A 12,824-nucleotide genomic window follows, 5' to 3' on the forward strand; every position below is an offset into this window, starting at 1 on the left:
TTTCTGAATATGCCGTCTTATAGCTGGAATAAATGACAAAATTATTGGATTTTCTGACTTAGGACCCGCGACGAGCAAGTCAGTTGCAGAATTGTATGCGATTTATCTCGACCCCGCCTATATTGGAAAAGGCATCGGCAGCTCTCTGTTTCGTATATGCGTGGCGACTGCGAAGCAGCGTGGCTTTCAAAGGATGACACTGACTGTTTTGAGCGCGAATTTTCCTGCGCGCATGTTTTATGAGCACATGCAAGGTCGGGCGCTGCCTGAAACGGAAATCGAGATCAACACGGGCGGAACGCGAGCCAAAGTCATCGCCTATGAGTGGCCTGATTTATCCGCCGTTCGCACTGAAGGGCGAACGCCAGATTCTCGATTTTCGTAGTCCCAGGGAAAGCCGGCGACGCGGGAGAAAGGTCTGCGGTTCTGTCGGCGTCGCGAGGAGCGACGCGCCGAAGCCATCCGTCAGCGGGACGCCCTCGGCTCTGATCGCTTCGCCGCGCTCGCGATGACAGCGCGAAGGCGCCTTACGCCCGCCCCTCGACGCTCTTCTCGATAATCTGCGCGAGATCGGTCATGATCGCGTTGAGATCGTAATTCTTCGGCGTGTAGACCGCCGCCACGCCATTCTCGCGCAGCAGCTTCTCGTCCGCCGGCGGGATGATGCCGCCGACGACGAGCGGAACCTCGCTGAGGCCCTTTTCCTTCATTAGCCGCAGCACCTCATGGGCGAGCGTCACATGCGAGCCGGAGAGGATGGAGAGGCCGACGCAATGCGCGCCTTCCTTCTGCGCGGTCTCGACCAGCTCGGCCGGGGTCGAGCGAATGCCGGCATAGATCACGTCGAAGCCGGCGTCGCGGGCGCGCACGGCGATCTGCTCGGCGCCGTTGGAATGGCCGTCGAGGCCCGGCTTGCCGACCAGAAACTTGGCGCGCTGGCCGATCTTGGTGGAGACGCGCTGCACCTCCTCGCGCACCGCGTCGAGCTGGCCGCCGACCTGCCGCGCCGTGGCGGAGACGCCGGTCGGCGCGCGATATTCGCCGAACACGCCGCGCAGCACCGTGCCCCATTCGCCCGTCGTCACGCCGGCCTTGGCGGCGGCGATCGAGGGCTCGACCATATTGCGGCCTTCCTTCGCCGCGCGGACCAGCTCGTCGAGCGCAGCCTGCGCGGCCTTGGCGTCGCGCTGCGCGCGCCAGGCGTTCAGCCGGGCGATCTGCTCGGCCTCGACATGCTCGGGCACGACCATGATCTGATTGTCGCCGGCGGTGAGCGGCGAGGGCTCGCCCTCCGTGAATTTATTGACGCCGACGACGATCTGCTCGCCGGCCTCGATCGACTCGAGCCGCGCGGTGTTGCTCTCGACCAGCTTCGACTTCATATAGCCGAGCTCGACCGCCGCCGCGGCGCCGCCCAGCTCGTCGATCTTCTTCAGCTCGGCGACGGCCTCTTCCTTCAGCGCCGCGACCTTTTTGGCGATCACCGGATTGCCGTCGAAAATATCGCCGAATTCCAGCAGATCGGTCTCATAGGCCATGATCTGCTGCATGCGCAGCGACCATTGCTGATCGAAGGGCCGCGGCAGGCCGAGCGCCTCGTTCCAGGCCGGCAGCTGCACGGCGCGGGCGCGCGCGTTCTTCGACAGCACAACGGCCAACGACTCGATCAATATGCGATAGACGTTGTTCTCCGGCTGCTGCTCGGTGAGGCCGAGAGAATTCACCTGCACGCCATAGCGGAAGCGGCGGGATTTCTCGTCCGTGACGCCATAGCGGTCGCGGGTGATCTCGTCCCACAGCTCGACGAAAGCGCGCATCTTGCACAGCTCGGTGACGAAGCGCATCCCGGCATTGACGAAGAAGGAGATGCGGCCGACCACCTCGGCGAAATCCTTGTCCGAAAGGCCCGCGCGCTTCACCCCGTCGAGAATGGCGCAAGCGGTGGCGAGCGCATAGGCCAGCTCCTGCGCCGGCGTCGCGCCGGCCTCCTGCAGATGGTAGGAGCAGACATTCATCGGGTTGAACTTGGGGCATTCCTTCGTGGTGAAGAGAATGAGGTCCTGCGTCAGCCGCAGGGATTGCGCCGGCGGAAACACATAAGAGCCGCGCGACAGATATTCCTTGATGATGTCGTTCTGCGTCGTGCCCTGCAGTTTTCCACGCGGAGCGCCCTGCTCGTCGGCCGCGGCGATGTAGAGCGCGAACAGCCAGACGGCGGTGGCGTTGATGGTCATCGACGTGTTCATGTCGGCGATCGGAATGCCGTCGAAGAGGGTCCGCATGTCGCCGAGATGCGACACGGGCACGCCGACCTTGCCGACCTCGCCGCGCGAGAGAATATGGTCGCTGTCATAGCCGGTCTGGGTCGGCAGATCGAAGGCGATGGAGAGACCCGTCTGGCCCTTGGCGAGATTGGAGCGATAGAGAAGATTCGACTCCTTGGCCGTGGAATGGCCGGCATAGGTGCGGAACAGCCAGGGCTTGTCGCGACGGGGTGCGGATTCGGTCATGTGTTCGGTCTCCCTCCGAAGCTTGCGATAACACAAGACGCTGGCGGGACGAAAGCGGGCGGGTCGGCGCGGGGAAACAAGGGACTCAGCCCAGCACGTCGACCCCGGAGGCGCGAGCCGCCCGCGCCAGGGCGGCGTCGAGCGTCGCGAGCGGCATGCGGCGACGCTGCGCCAGCTCTAGATAGGCGGCGTCATAGATGGTGAGGCGGTGAATATCGGCCAGACGGAGCGTCGCCGACCACATCCATCCATTGGAGTCGTCGTCCGGCGCAATGTCGAATGTCGCGAGCTTTTCCAGGCATTCGCCTCGGTAGGCGGGATCGATCCGTTTTCGTCGGACTGCCATGAGAAACGCATTCGCGACTTCCGCCGGCCAGTGGGGTGGAACCGTTCCACCTTCGGCGGCGAGCCTCGACATGACCTCGTCTATCGCGTCGTTGCACTCATCGGGGAAGAACCATGCGACGGTGATCGAGGCGTCGACGACCACGGTCATCGACGGCCTTCATTGATCAGATCCTTGATTTTGAGCCCGCCGAGCGAATGCCCTTTGCGCATTTCCTTGATCGCCTCGACGGCGGCGCGCGCCTTTGCGACGTCATGCTCGGAACGGATGGGCGCGAGCCGCGCCACCGGCTTGCCGCGGCGGGTGATGACGATCTCCTCGCCCTTCTCGACCCGGTCGAGCAGGTTGCCGAGCGTGTTCTTCGCCTCGAAAGCGCCGATCTCCATTATCGCCTCCCCCGAACCAGCTCAACTAGCTTAATGCGCCGGCCGATGCCTGGCAAGGTCGCGTGGCGGGCGGCCGTTGTCTCCGTTTGAAATTCCGCTCGGCGGCGCATCGCGGAAATTCGAACCGCGACCGCGCCGCCGCTCTCCGGCCTCCGCCCCCGCCCGAATATCGCTCTGTTCAGCCGAAAGCCGGCCGTATATGAATGGCCGCCTCGGCCCGCCGCCGGCCAAGAAAGAGAGTTCCCGAGGAGCCCGACGTTGACCGCACTGAAAGACCTCTACGACATCGGCGAGATTCCGCCGCTCGGCCATGTTCCCGCCAAGATGCACGCCTGGGTCGTCCGCAAGGAGCGGCATGGACCGCCCGAGGAGTCGATGCAGCTCGAGGTGGTGCCCACCTGGGAGCTCGACAGCCATGACGTGCTCGTTCTGGTGATGGCGGCGGGCGTCAACTACAATGGCGTCTGGGCCGCGCTCGGCCAGCCGATCTCCGTGCTCGATGTCCACAAGCTCCCCTATCATATCGCCGGCTCCGACGCCGCCGGCATCGTCTGGGCCGTCGGCTCCAAGGTGAAGCGCTGGAAGGTCGGCGACGAGGTCGTCGTCCACTGCAACCAGGACGATGGGGACGACGAGGAGTGCAACGGCGGCGACCCGATGTTCTCCGCCTCGCAGCGCATCTGGGGCTATGAGACGCCGGACGGCTCCTTCGCCCAATTCTGCCGCGTTCAGGACCGCCAGCTCATGGAGCGCCCCAAGCATCTCACTTGGGAAGAGTCGGCCTCTTATACGCTGACGCTGGCCACCGCCTATCGCATGCTGTTCGGCCATGAGCCGCACCGGCTGAAGCCCAGCGACAATGTCCTCATCTGGGGCGCCTCGGGCGGTCTCGGCGTGTTCGGCGTGCAGCTCTGCGCGGCGGCCGGCGCCAACGCCATCGGCGTGATCTCGGACGAGAGCAAGCGCGACTATGTGCTCTCGCTGGGCGCCAAGGGCGTCATCAACCGCAAGGACTTCAAGGGCTGCTGGGGCCAGCTGCCGACCGTCAACACGCCGGAGTTCAACGACTGGTCCAAGGCCGCCCGCAATTTCGGCAAGGCGATCTGGGACATCACCGGCAAGAAGGACGTCGACATCGTCTTCGAGCATCCGGGCGAGCAGACCTTCCCGCTCTCCTGCATGGTGGTGAAGCGCGGCGGCATGGTGGTGTTCTGCGCCGGCACGACCGGCTTCAACCTCACCTTCGACGCCCGCTATGTGTGGATGCGTCAGAAGCGCATCCAGGGCTCGCATTTCGCGCATCTGAAGCAGGCGGCCGCGGCCAATCGCTTCGTCGTGGACCGCCGCGTCGATCCCTGCCTGTCGGAAGTCTTCCCCTGGGCGAAGATACCGCATGCGCACACGAAGATGTGGAAGAACGAGCACGCCCCCGGCAATATGGCCGTGCTGGTCAACGCCCCGACCACCGGCCTGCGCTCGCTCGAGGATGTGATCGCGGCTGCGGGGAAGAAGTGACGTGAACAGCGCGTCAATCGCTCGGGCAACCTGAGCAGGGCGATCGGGTGAAGGGCAGCCACCCTCGCCCTCATGCTGAGGAGGACGCGAAGCGGCCGTCTCGAAGCACGAGGGCGAGCTCCAGAAGGTGGCGCATGAAGGTTTCCTCGTCCTTCGAGACGCCCGCTGCGCGGGCTCCTCAGGATGAGGAAACCTTCACCCGATCGCTCGGGCGACCTGAGCCCAAGCGATTGACAGCGGCGGAGTCATATGAAAGATTTTAATTAATTGCATACGACAGCACAGAGGCCAGCACTGCCGATCGGGCGTGACTGCGCTGTCGTATCGTTCGAGCGCGCGCCGATGTGATGCCGGGTCGGACGGGCGCTTCGAAGCGACTTCCCACGTTTCTTCGAAGCGCGGAAAGCTGCGAGAATGCTCTCGGCGTCGGGAGGCGATTTCGCATGTTGGAAGCGCGCGAGCTGACCAAGAGATATGAGGGCAAGGCGGATCGCGCCGCCCTCGACCGGCTGAATCTGCATATTCCCGGCGGCGAGGCGTTCTGTCTGCTCGGACCCAATGGCGCCGGCAAGACGACGACTGTCAATCTCTTCCTCAATTTCATCGCGCCGACCTCCGGCCAGGCGCTCGTCGGCGGCGTCGACTCGGCGCGCGAGCCGCTCGAGGCGCGTCGGCGCCTCGCCTATATCCCTGAGACCGTCATGCTCTATGGCGCGCTCAGCGGGCTCGAGAATCTCGAATATTTCACCGAGATTTCCGGAGGCCGGCGTCTCGCGCGGGCGGAATTGCTCGCCCTGCTCGGCGAGGCCGGGCTCGCGGAGGAGGCGGCCTTCCGGCGCGTCTCCGGCTATTCCAAGGGCATGCGGCAGAAGGTCGGCGTCGCCGTCGCTCTGGCGCGGCGCGCGCAGGCGCTGCTGCTCGACGAGCCGACCTCCGGCCTCGATCCGCTCGCCGCCAATGAGTTCGCTGCTCTGGTCGAGAAGCTGCGCAAGCAGGGCATGGCGATATTGATGGTCACGCACGACCTCTTCCTCGCCAAGCAATGCGGCACGCGCATCGGCGTGATGCAGGCGGGCCGGCTCGTCTCCGTATTCGGCGCCGACGACGTCGATCATCTCGGCCTCGAGCGCGCCTATCTCGAGCAGTTCAGAGGAGCGGCCGCATGAGCGAGATCGTCGTCGCGAAAGCGCCTGCGGCGCAGGCGCCCGCCGGCCGTTGGCGCGTCGCCCGCGCCGTGGCCCTCAAGGAATGGGCGGAGCTGCGCCGCGACAGCCGCCTCGCCTGGCTGTTCGGCCTCGTCTTTCTGCTGATGCTCGGCGCGCTCGCTTTCGGCGCCGCGCAGCATATGCGGCTGGATCGCGACCGCGCCGCCGCCGCCGCGACCGACCGCGTGCTGTGGACAGGGCAGGGCGCGAAGAACCCGCACGCCGCCGCGCATTTCGGCCAATACGCCTTCAAGCCGCAGAGCCCGCTGGCGCTCGCCGATCCGGGCGTCGACGCCTATGTCGGCGAGGCCGTCTGGCTGGAGGCGCATAAGCAGAATGAGGCGCAATTTCGCGCGGCGCGCGACGCCGGCGTCGGCGCGCGGCTCGGCGGATTGTCATTCGCCTTTGTGCTGCAAACGATCATGCCGCTCGTCGCCGTTCTGCTCGGCTTCGCCGGCTTCGCGGGTGAGCGCGAGCGCGGCACATTGCGCCAGCTGATGAGCCTCGGCGCCTCGCCCATCGATATTCTCGCCGGCAAGGCGCTCGCCGCGCTCGGCGCTCTTTCGGTCCTGCTCATTCCGGCTTTCGCAGCGGCCGTGCTGGCGACGCTCTTCCTCGCCGATCATGATTTCTCCGTCGCCGATCAGCTCGAGCGGCTGCTCGCGCTCTCTCTCGGCTATGGTCTCTATCTCGCAGGCTTCGTCTTTCTCGCGCTCGGCGTGTCGGCTTTTTCGAAGTCCACGCGCACGGCGCTGGTGCTCCTGCTCGCCTTCTGGCTCGCCAATTGTTTTCTCGCCCCGCGCGTGATGGCCGATGCCGCCAAACGCGTCGCGCCGCTGCCCACCGCGCTCGAGTTCCGCAACGCCATCGCCGAGGACAAGAACAAAACCTTCGGCCATGACGAGACGCATCCGAGCTTCATCGCCTTTCGCGACAGCGTGCTGGCGCAATATGGCGTCTCGCGCATAGAGGATCTGCCGGTCAATTTCCGTGGCCTCGCGCTGCGCAAGGACGACGAGAACGGCTTCGTCATTTTCGACAAGCATTTCGGCGCGCTGCAGGCCGCCTTCGACGCGCAGGACAGGCTGCGCGCGGCGCTGGGCTTTCTCTTCCCCGCGCTCGCCATGCAGGCTTTCTCGACGAGCTTCTCGGGAACGGATTCCTGGCATCAATATGATTTCGCCACAGCGGCGGAAGCGCATCGGCGGCGCATTCAGACTGCCGCGAGCGAGGATCTCATCAATAATGCGCGTTATGGCGATGCGAGCTATGTCGCTTCGCCACAGATGTGGGCGCGCATTCCCTCCTTCGATTATGCCGCGCCCGCCGTCTCCTGGGCCTTCTCCCATGTGCGCGGCGATCTCGTCGCGCTCGCTCTGTGGACCGTGCTGACCGCGGCGCTCGCCGTCTTCGCGGCGCGGCGTCTGCGACCGCTGTGAGGCTCGCCATGACTCTCTCTGCGTTTCTCGCCGCCTGGCGGTTCGAATGGCGCCTGCTGCGGCGCGACGCTGCGGCCTGGGCGGTGCTCGCGGCGATCACGACGATGAGCGCGCTCGCCTTCTTCAACGGCGCCGAGCGCGTCGCGACGCAAAAGGTCGCGATAGAGAACGCTCGACGAGACGAGACGCTGCGCCTCGATTCGCTGCGCAAGGCGCTCGCCGATATGGAGGCCGGCCGCGTGAAGGGCGAGACGCCGCCCTTTCGCGATCCGCGTAACGCCGTCTTTGTCGGCGGCGGCTCGGCGGCGGCGGTGGCGGCGCTCGAGCCTGCTCCGCTCGCGATCGTGGCCGCGGGTCAGAGCGATCTCTTTCCCGCGGCGCTCAAAGTGACGAGCGGAACCAAGGATTCCTTCCTCTTCGCCGATGAGATCGAAAATCCGGCGCATCTCGCCAGCGGCTCGATCGATCTCTCCTTCGTGCTGGTCTTCGTCTTTCCTCTGGCGATTCTCGCGCTCTGCTTCGATCTTTCGGCCGGCGAGCGCGAGAAGGGCACGCTCGCTCTGACGCTCGCCAGCGCGGAGAGTCCGACCGCCGTTCTGCTCGGCAAGCTGGCGGCGCGGGCGGGCCTGCCGATATTGGCGATGATCGCGGCGACCTGCGCCGGCGTCTATCTTCTGCGCGGGGCCGAGCCCTTCGCTTCCTGCGCCTTCGCGCTGCTCGTCGCGGCGATCTTCGCCTATGGCGCCTTTTGGGCGCTGCTCGCGGCCGTCGTCGACAGCTTCGGCAAAAGCTCCGCCTATAATGCGCTGGCGCTCATCGCCGTCTGGGCCGGCGTCACCATGATCGCGCCCGCCGCCGTCAACACGCTCGCCGACGCGCTCTATCCGGCGCCTTCGCGCTCGGAAATGACGCTGGCCGCGCGCGCCGCCACGACAGACGCCGATCGCGAGCGCGACGCCGCTCTCGCCCGCTACGCCGAGGAGCACCCCGACGCCACGGCGACGGAGATGAAGCTCGGCGACGCGAAGGAGCGCACCATTCGCCGCCTCGCCGTGCTGGAGACGGCCAATGCGCGCGTCGAGGAGGTGATGGCGCGTCACGAGGCGCAGCTCGCCCGCCAGCGCGCGCTCGCCGACCAACTATCCTTTCTCTCGCCGGCGCTGCTGATGTATCGCTCCGTCGCCGATATCTCCGGCTCGGGCGATCGCCGCTATGCGGAATTCTCGGCGCGGCTCGATGAATTCCATCGCCAGTGGCGCGATTTCTTCTGGTCGCGCGCCCATGCCGGCCTGTCGTTGACGCAGGCCGATTACGCCGCTCTGCCGCGCTTCCCCGCTGCGGCGGCGGAGGCGAGCGTCCCGGCGGGAGTCGTCTCCGGGCTCGCGGGCGGAGTCGGCCTGCCGGCCTTGCTGCTCGCCGTCTTCGCCTGGCGCGGGCTTCGTCGCTGCAAGGCGGCGTGATAGGAATATCTCGGCGCTGCTGATCCGAATGGAATGACCGAAAATCCGCATCTGACCTTCGTCCTCGGCGGCGCGCGCTCCGGCAAGAGCGCCTTCGCCGAAGGACTCGTGACCGCAGAGCCCGGCCCCTGGACCTATATCGCCACGGCGCAAGCCTTCGACGACGAGATGCGCCGTCGTATCGCTGCGCATAAGGAGCGGCGCGCCGGCGATTGGCGCACGATCGAGGCGCCGCATGCGCTCGCCCAGGCGGTGCGCGAGGCGCCGGCGGAGCTTCCGCTGCTCGTCGACTGCCTCACTCTATGGCTGAGCAATCGCCTGCTCGCCGAGGCGGATTTGCGCGCCGATCGCGAGGAATTGCTCGCTGCGCTTACGACGCGACGCGCGCCGACTGTGCTGGTCTCCTCGGAGGTCGGCCTCTCCATCGTGCCGGAGAATGCGCTGGCGCGGCGCTTTCGCGACGCCGCCGGCGAGCTGCATCAGGCGGTCGCCAAGCAGGCGGCCCGCGTCCATCTCGTCGTCGCCGGCTATCCGCTCATGGTGAAGTGACGCGCCGTCACGCGCTCCGCCACCTTCTCCAGCATGGCTGGATCATCCATCGCGCGGGCCAGCAGCACGCCGCCCTCCAGCGCTGCGAGGGTCGCTTCGGCGCAGGCCGAATCCTCGCGCAGCGCGACGCGCAGCCAGCGAAGAGTCTCGGCGAAGAAGCGCCGCGCCTCCGCGCCGACCTCGGAGGGCAGGCCGCCCACTTCCGCCGCCAGCATGCCGAAGAGGCACATGCGTTTCTTCTCCGCCACCGTGCGGCGGAACATTTCCGCGAGCAGGCCGACCGCCTCCGCCGGCGTGCAGCTCGTGGGATCGCCGAGCTCCTCTAGGCAGAGATCGGCGTAGCGCCGCGCGACGGCGGCGACCAGCGCCGGCTTGGTGGGGAAAAAATAATGGACGCTGGCGCTCTTCACCCCGACATCGGCGGCGATGTCGCGAAAGCTCACGCCATTATAGCCGTAGCGGCAGAGCCGCTCCTCCGCGCTGTCCAGAATTTTCGCGGCCGTCCCTTCGCCGCGTCGCGCCGTCATCATTCCGTTCCCGTCCCCTCGCTCCTCGAGGAAGCGCCATTGACAGGCCCTTCGTCAATGGCGCATTGTCGCACCTATCATCTGATAGGTAGGTTTGGATCGCAAGGAGGCAAGGCCATGTACGATATGGAGAATGTGAAGCGGCTGAAGAAGATCGGCGAGGCGGCACCCTCGGCCTGGGAGGCGTTCAAGCAATTCGACGCCGCGGCGCTGGCCGATGGCGCGATCCCCAAGAAATACAAGGAACTGATCGCGCTCGCCGTGGCGATGACGACGCAATGTCCCTATTGCCTCGAGATCCATCGCAAGCAGGCGCTCGCCGCCGGCGCGACAGAGGCCGAGCTCGCCGAGACCGTCTTCATCGCCGCTGCTCTGCGCGCCGGCGCCGCCGTCACCCATGGGACGCATGTGGCCGGAATAGAGTGACGGCTGCTACTGCGCTGCGAGCCGGTCGGATGCGGCGAGTATCTCCGCCAGAGTGAAATCCGTCCGGCCTTCGAAGCTGGCGAAAATCGCCTCGATCCGCGGCAGATCGGCGAGGCTCTCCACATCGAGCCGCACGTCCGGACGGGCGACCTCCGGCGGGGCCTTCAGGCTCAGCGGGCGATAGATGCGGCCGTTCTCGCGCAGAAAGGCGGGGCTGCGGCGGCGCTGCTCGGGCTCGCCGCAGCGCTTTTCCGCCTCGGTCAGCGCCGCGGCGGTGAAGCCGTCGATCTCCATGCCGCGCGGATAGGCCGGCGCCAGCGTATTGCCGATCCAATCGAGCATTCCGTCGGTCATTTGCAGCAGATCGGCGACCTGGGTGACGAGCGCCGGATCGATCAGCGGATTGCGCGCATCGAGCGAAATTCCGCCCTTGGCGCCCGCCGCCTGCATGGAAGCGATCTGGCGGCCGATGAGATCGTCGCGCGCGCCGGTCTGGCATTGCGTTCCGCGCGCGGCGCAGAAGTCGCGGATCGGCGCATCCTCCGCCTCATCGGTGGTGGTGACGACGATTCCGACGAGCTTTTCCGCATGGGCGAGACGATCGAGCAAGCGGCCGAGCAGCGGCTCGCCGGCGAGGGGCGCCAGCACGCCGGTCTCGCGGCCGTCCTGGATCGTCGCGGCGGAAATAATGGCGAGGACGTTCATGGGACGCCGCCTTTCCTGAGTGATGGTGACATTCGGCCGCGAGCGGCGGCCCGCTGCGAAGCGAAAAGCAAGCGATACGCCATCTTCGCGACGAGGCGCGCGCCGGCGCCCCGCGCATTCGCCGCGCGGGTTGGACAAGGCGGTCCGGGACGCCGCGGCTTCCGTCGGCCACGGCCTTTGCAATCAAAGACGCATCGGAAACTCGAACGTCCCGGACGCGGTCTGCCCCTCCTCTACACCGCCTCCGGGCCCAGGGTTGTTTTCCCCTCTCGGGTAATCTATCCCCGCGCGAGCCTCGGAAATTCGGCCGGCTTTCGCGTTTGTTTCCAAACGCCTCCGCGCGAAGGAGAAGCCGCGCCGGCGGAGTGGCGTCGAGCGCGCGAACGAGGGTAGCCGCCCCGCCTCTCTCGAAACCGCGCCCCCGCCGGCCCCGCTCCTACCCCAGAGCGAGGCCCTTGCCGTTCGGCGAGGGTGGGCGAGATATAGGAATATTTTCCGCAGAATGTCAAGGGTGGCGTCGGCGTCAATGGACGAATCGCTTTTGCGGCGCTATCCAGCATTTCCAGGGCTCAATACGTAGTTTGGCGGAAATCCTTCGTTCGAGAATGACCAAATGAACGCAATTGCGAACGTGACCCCACCCTGGGGTACCAAAGGAAAAGTAAATAAGGCGGGGGTTCAAATTCGCGCCGGTGAACTACTATCGGATGAAGAAGCCAACGCATTTGAAAGCTGGCGTGCTGGCCATAGCTATGTCTTAAATACATTTAAGCCATTGCTTTGGAGTCGGACGCGCGGAAAAGAAATTATCGTTGCGCAAAGATTGAAAAGACGATCAACCATTATAGACAAGTTGTTCCGGGAGCCTGGCATGGAACTCGCCAGGATGGATGATATTGCGGGATGCCGGCTAATTTTCAAAGATATTAACAGTTTGGCTGAGTTCAGGAAAGAGTTCCACCGATCTAGGTTTAATCATAAATTACGCCATGAAAACCCTGATAAATATAATTACATCCTGAAACCGAAAGATAGTGGCTACCGTGGTGTCCACGAAATATATATTTATAATGTAAATACGGACTTCGGGAGAAGGTTTAACGGGCTATATATAGAAATGCAGTTCCGAACTCTGTGCCAGCACGCTTGGGCAACCGCCGTTGAGGTCGTCAGCAGAGTAACTGAAAACCAACCAAAATTTAACCGTGGAGATGATCGGCATCGTGAGTTTTTTCGGCTCGCCAGTGAGATTTTGGCGAGAACCGAGGAAAATCTAACAAGCTGTAGGTCGAATCTATCAGATCATGAATTATGCAAAATGTTCAAAAAATTGGACTCCGAAATCAATGTTATGCGATTTTTGCGGACCCTCCCAGTAATTGAACAGGCATCAAGAATTAAAAACAACGTTGTGTTGCAGCTATCTATAACAGGAAAGCTTATATTGCATAAGTATAGCAACATAGATTCGGCCACGGAAGGGTACTTTAATCTCGAAAAGCAGAATCCAGATGATGATATTGTTTTGGTTCGTGCAAAGACATTCGGAGATATACGATCTGCTTATAGAAATTACTTTCAAAACACAAACGAATTTATCAAGTATATCGAGGCGGGTATAAAGAAGCTCGAAAAATCAAAATAGGCTTCGTCATCGCTATGACGAGGCTTGGGTCGCTTCGAATCGGAAAGGCCCTTGCGAATTGCGTCACCTGAATCGAAGAGGCGCCGTCATCCCCGGCAGGCCGACCGCCTA

13 protein-coding genes are annotated in these 12,824 nt (G+C 64.2%); 8 read left to right on the plus strand and 5 right to left on the minus strand.

The window, feature by feature from the left end; genetic code table 11:
* The first annotated feature begins 28 nt into the window (after nt 1–28).
* Nucleotides 29–385 carry a GNAT family N-acetyltransferase gene (locus tag IY145_RS26570; protein WP_409455325.1) on the plus strand — a complete coding sequence of 119 codons (357 nt, stop codon included), beginning with the start codon at nt 29–31 and terminating at the stop codon, nt 383–385.
* Between the two features lie 142 nt (nt 386–527).
* Here the strand turns inward: IY145_RS26570 and IY145_RS11840 are convergent, their stop codons facing one another.
* From IY145_RS11840 to IY145_RS11850, 3 genes are all read right to left on the minus strand, one after another.
* Nucleotides 528–2,510 carry a protein meaA gene (locus IY145_RS11840; protein WP_196408397.1) on the minus strand — a complete coding sequence of 661 codons (1,983 nt, stop codon included), beginning with the start codon at nt 2,508–2,510 and terminating at the stop codon, nt 528–530.
* Between the two features lie 85 nt (nt 2,511–2,595).
* Nucleotides 2,596–3,006 carry a type II toxin-antitoxin system VapC family toxin gene (locus IY145_RS11845; RefSeq protein WP_196408398.1) on the minus strand — a complete coding sequence of 137 codons (411 nt, stop codon included), beginning with the start codon at nt 3,004–3,006 and terminating at the stop codon, nt 2,596–2,598.
* Nucleotides 3,003–3,242: a type II toxin-antitoxin system Phd/YefM family antitoxin gene (locus IY145_RS11850; protein ID WP_210332660.1), complete on the minus strand. Its 240-nt coding sequence runs from the start codon at nt 3,240–3,242 to the stop codon at nt 3,003–3,005. The genes IY145_RS11845 and IY145_RS11850 overlap by 4 nt, the downstream gene beginning before the upstream one ends.
* A 258-nt stretch (nt 3,243–3,500) precedes the next feature.
* Here IY145_RS11850 and ccrA point away from each other — a divergent pair, with 258 nt between their 5' ends.
* The 5 genes from ccrA (at nt 3,501) to cobU (ending at nt 9,410) form a co-directional block, all read left to right on the plus strand.
* Entirely contained in the window at nt 3,501–4,757 is a 1,257-nt protein-coding gene (gene ccrA, locus IY145_RS11855) for a crotonyl-CoA carboxylase/reductase (RefSeq protein WP_196408399.1), read from the plus strand.
* 443 nt (nt 4,758–5,200) lie between these two features.
* Entirely contained in the window at nt 5,201–5,923 is a 723-nt protein-coding gene (locus tag IY145_RS11860) for an ABC transporter ATP-binding protein (protein WP_196408400.1), read from the plus strand.
* On the plus strand, nt 5,920–7,401 hold the full coding sequence (locus IY145_RS11865) for a DUF3526 domain-containing protein (protein ID WP_196408401.1): 1,482 nt from the start codon (nt 5,920–5,922) through the stop codon (nt 7,399–7,401). Before IY145_RS11860 ends, IY145_RS11865 begins: the two co-directional genes overlap by 4 nt.
* A gap of 8 nt (nt 7,402–7,409) precedes the next feature.
* Nucleotides 7,410–8,861 (plus strand): DUF3526 domain-containing protein, encoded by a 1,452-nt coding sequence (locus tag IY145_RS11870; protein WP_196408402.1) that lies wholly within the window; start codon nt 7,410–7,412, stop codon nt 8,859–8,861.
* Between the two features lie 33 nt (nt 8,862–8,894).
* Nucleotides 8,895–9,410, plus strand: coding sequence for a bifunctional adenosylcobinamide kinase/adenosylcobinamide-phosphate guanylyltransferase (cobU, locus tag IY145_RS11875; RefSeq protein ID WP_196408403.1), 516 nt, complete (start codon nt 8,895–8,897; stop codon nt 9,408–9,410).
* Here the strand turns inward: cobU and IY145_RS11880 are convergent.
* Nucleotides 9,389–9,940, minus strand: coding sequence for a TetR/AcrR family transcriptional regulator (locus IY145_RS11880; protein WP_196408404.1), 552 nt, complete (start codon nt 9,938–9,940; stop codon nt 9,389–9,391). The genes cobU and IY145_RS11880 overlap by 22 nt on opposite strands.
* A 114-nt stretch (nt 9,941–10,054) precedes the next feature.
* Here IY145_RS11880 and IY145_RS11885 point away from each other — a divergent pair, with 114 nt between their 5' ends.
* Nucleotides 10,055–10,363: a carboxymuconolactone decarboxylase family protein gene (locus tag IY145_RS11885; protein WP_196408405.1), complete on the plus strand. Its 309-nt coding sequence runs from the start codon at nt 10,055–10,057 to the stop codon at nt 10,361–10,363.
* A gap of 6 nt (nt 10,364–10,369) precedes the next feature.
* On the opposite strand, the gene IY145_RS11890 is transcribed toward IY145_RS11885, so the two are convergent.
* Complete coding sequence (locus IY145_RS11890) at nt 10,370–11,068, minus strand: spore coat biosynthesis protein F (protein ID WP_196408406.1); 699 nt, start codon at nt 11,066–11,068, stop codon at nt 10,370–10,372.
* 613 nt (nt 11,069–11,681) lie between these two features.
* Between IY145_RS11890 and IY145_RS11895 the strand changes: the two genes are divergently transcribed.
* Nucleotides 11,682–12,713, plus strand: coding sequence for a RelA/SpoT domain-containing protein (locus IY145_RS11895; RefSeq protein WP_196408407.1), 1,032 nt, complete (start codon nt 11,682–11,684; stop codon nt 12,711–12,713).
* Nucleotides 12,714–12,824: the final 111 nt, after the last annotated feature.

It is taken from the genome of Methylosinus sp. H3A, assembly GCF_015709455.1.
Lineage (GTDB): Bacteria > Pseudomonadota > Alphaproteobacteria > Rhizobiales > Beijerinckiaceae > Methylosinus.

Bases quoted from the DNA above. Each gene is read 5' to 3' on its own strand.
- IY145_RS11840 (WP_196408397.1), bottom strand. From the start codon at position 2,510: ATGACCGAATCCGCACCCCGTCGCGACAAGCCCTGGCTGTTCCGCACC.
- IY145_RS11845 (WP_196408398.1), bottom strand. From the start codon at position 3,006: ATGACCGTGGTCGTCGACGCCTCGATCACCGTCGCATGGTTCTTCCCC.
- IY145_RS11850 (WP_210332660.1), bottom strand. From the start codon at position 3,242: ATGGAGATCGGCGCTTTCGAGGCGAAGAACACGCTCGGCAACCTGCTC.
- IY145_RS11860 (WP_196408400.1), top strand. From the start codon at position 5,201: ATGTTGGAAGCGCGCGAGCTGACCAAGAGATATGAGGGCAAGGCGGAT.
- IY145_RS11865 (WP_196408401.1), top strand. From the start codon at position 5,920: ATGAGCGAGATCGTCGTCGCGAAAGCGCCTGCGGCGCAGGCGCCCGCC.
- IY145_RS11870 (WP_196408402.1), top strand. From the start codon at position 7,410: ATGACTCTCTCTGCGTTTCTCGCCGCCTGGCGGTTCGAATGGCGCCTG.
- cobU (WP_196408403.1), top strand. From the start codon at position 8,895: ATGACCGAAAATCCGCATCTGACCTTCGTCCTCGGCGGCGCGCGCTCC.
- IY145_RS11880 (WP_196408404.1), bottom strand. From the start codon at position 9,940: ATGATGACGGCGCGACGCGGCGAAGGGACGGCCGCGAAAATTCTGGAC.
- IY145_RS11885 (WP_196408405.1), top strand. From the start codon at position 10,055: ATGTACGATATGGAGAATGTGAAGCGGCTGAAGAAGATCGGCGAGGCG.
- IY145_RS11890 (WP_196408406.1), bottom strand. From the start codon at position 11,068: ATGAACGTCCTCGCCATTATTTCCGCCGCGACGATCCAGGACGGCCGC.
- IY145_RS11895 (WP_196408407.1), top strand. From the start codon at position 11,682: ATGAACGCAATTGCGAACGTGACCCCACCCTGGGGTACCAAAGGAAAA.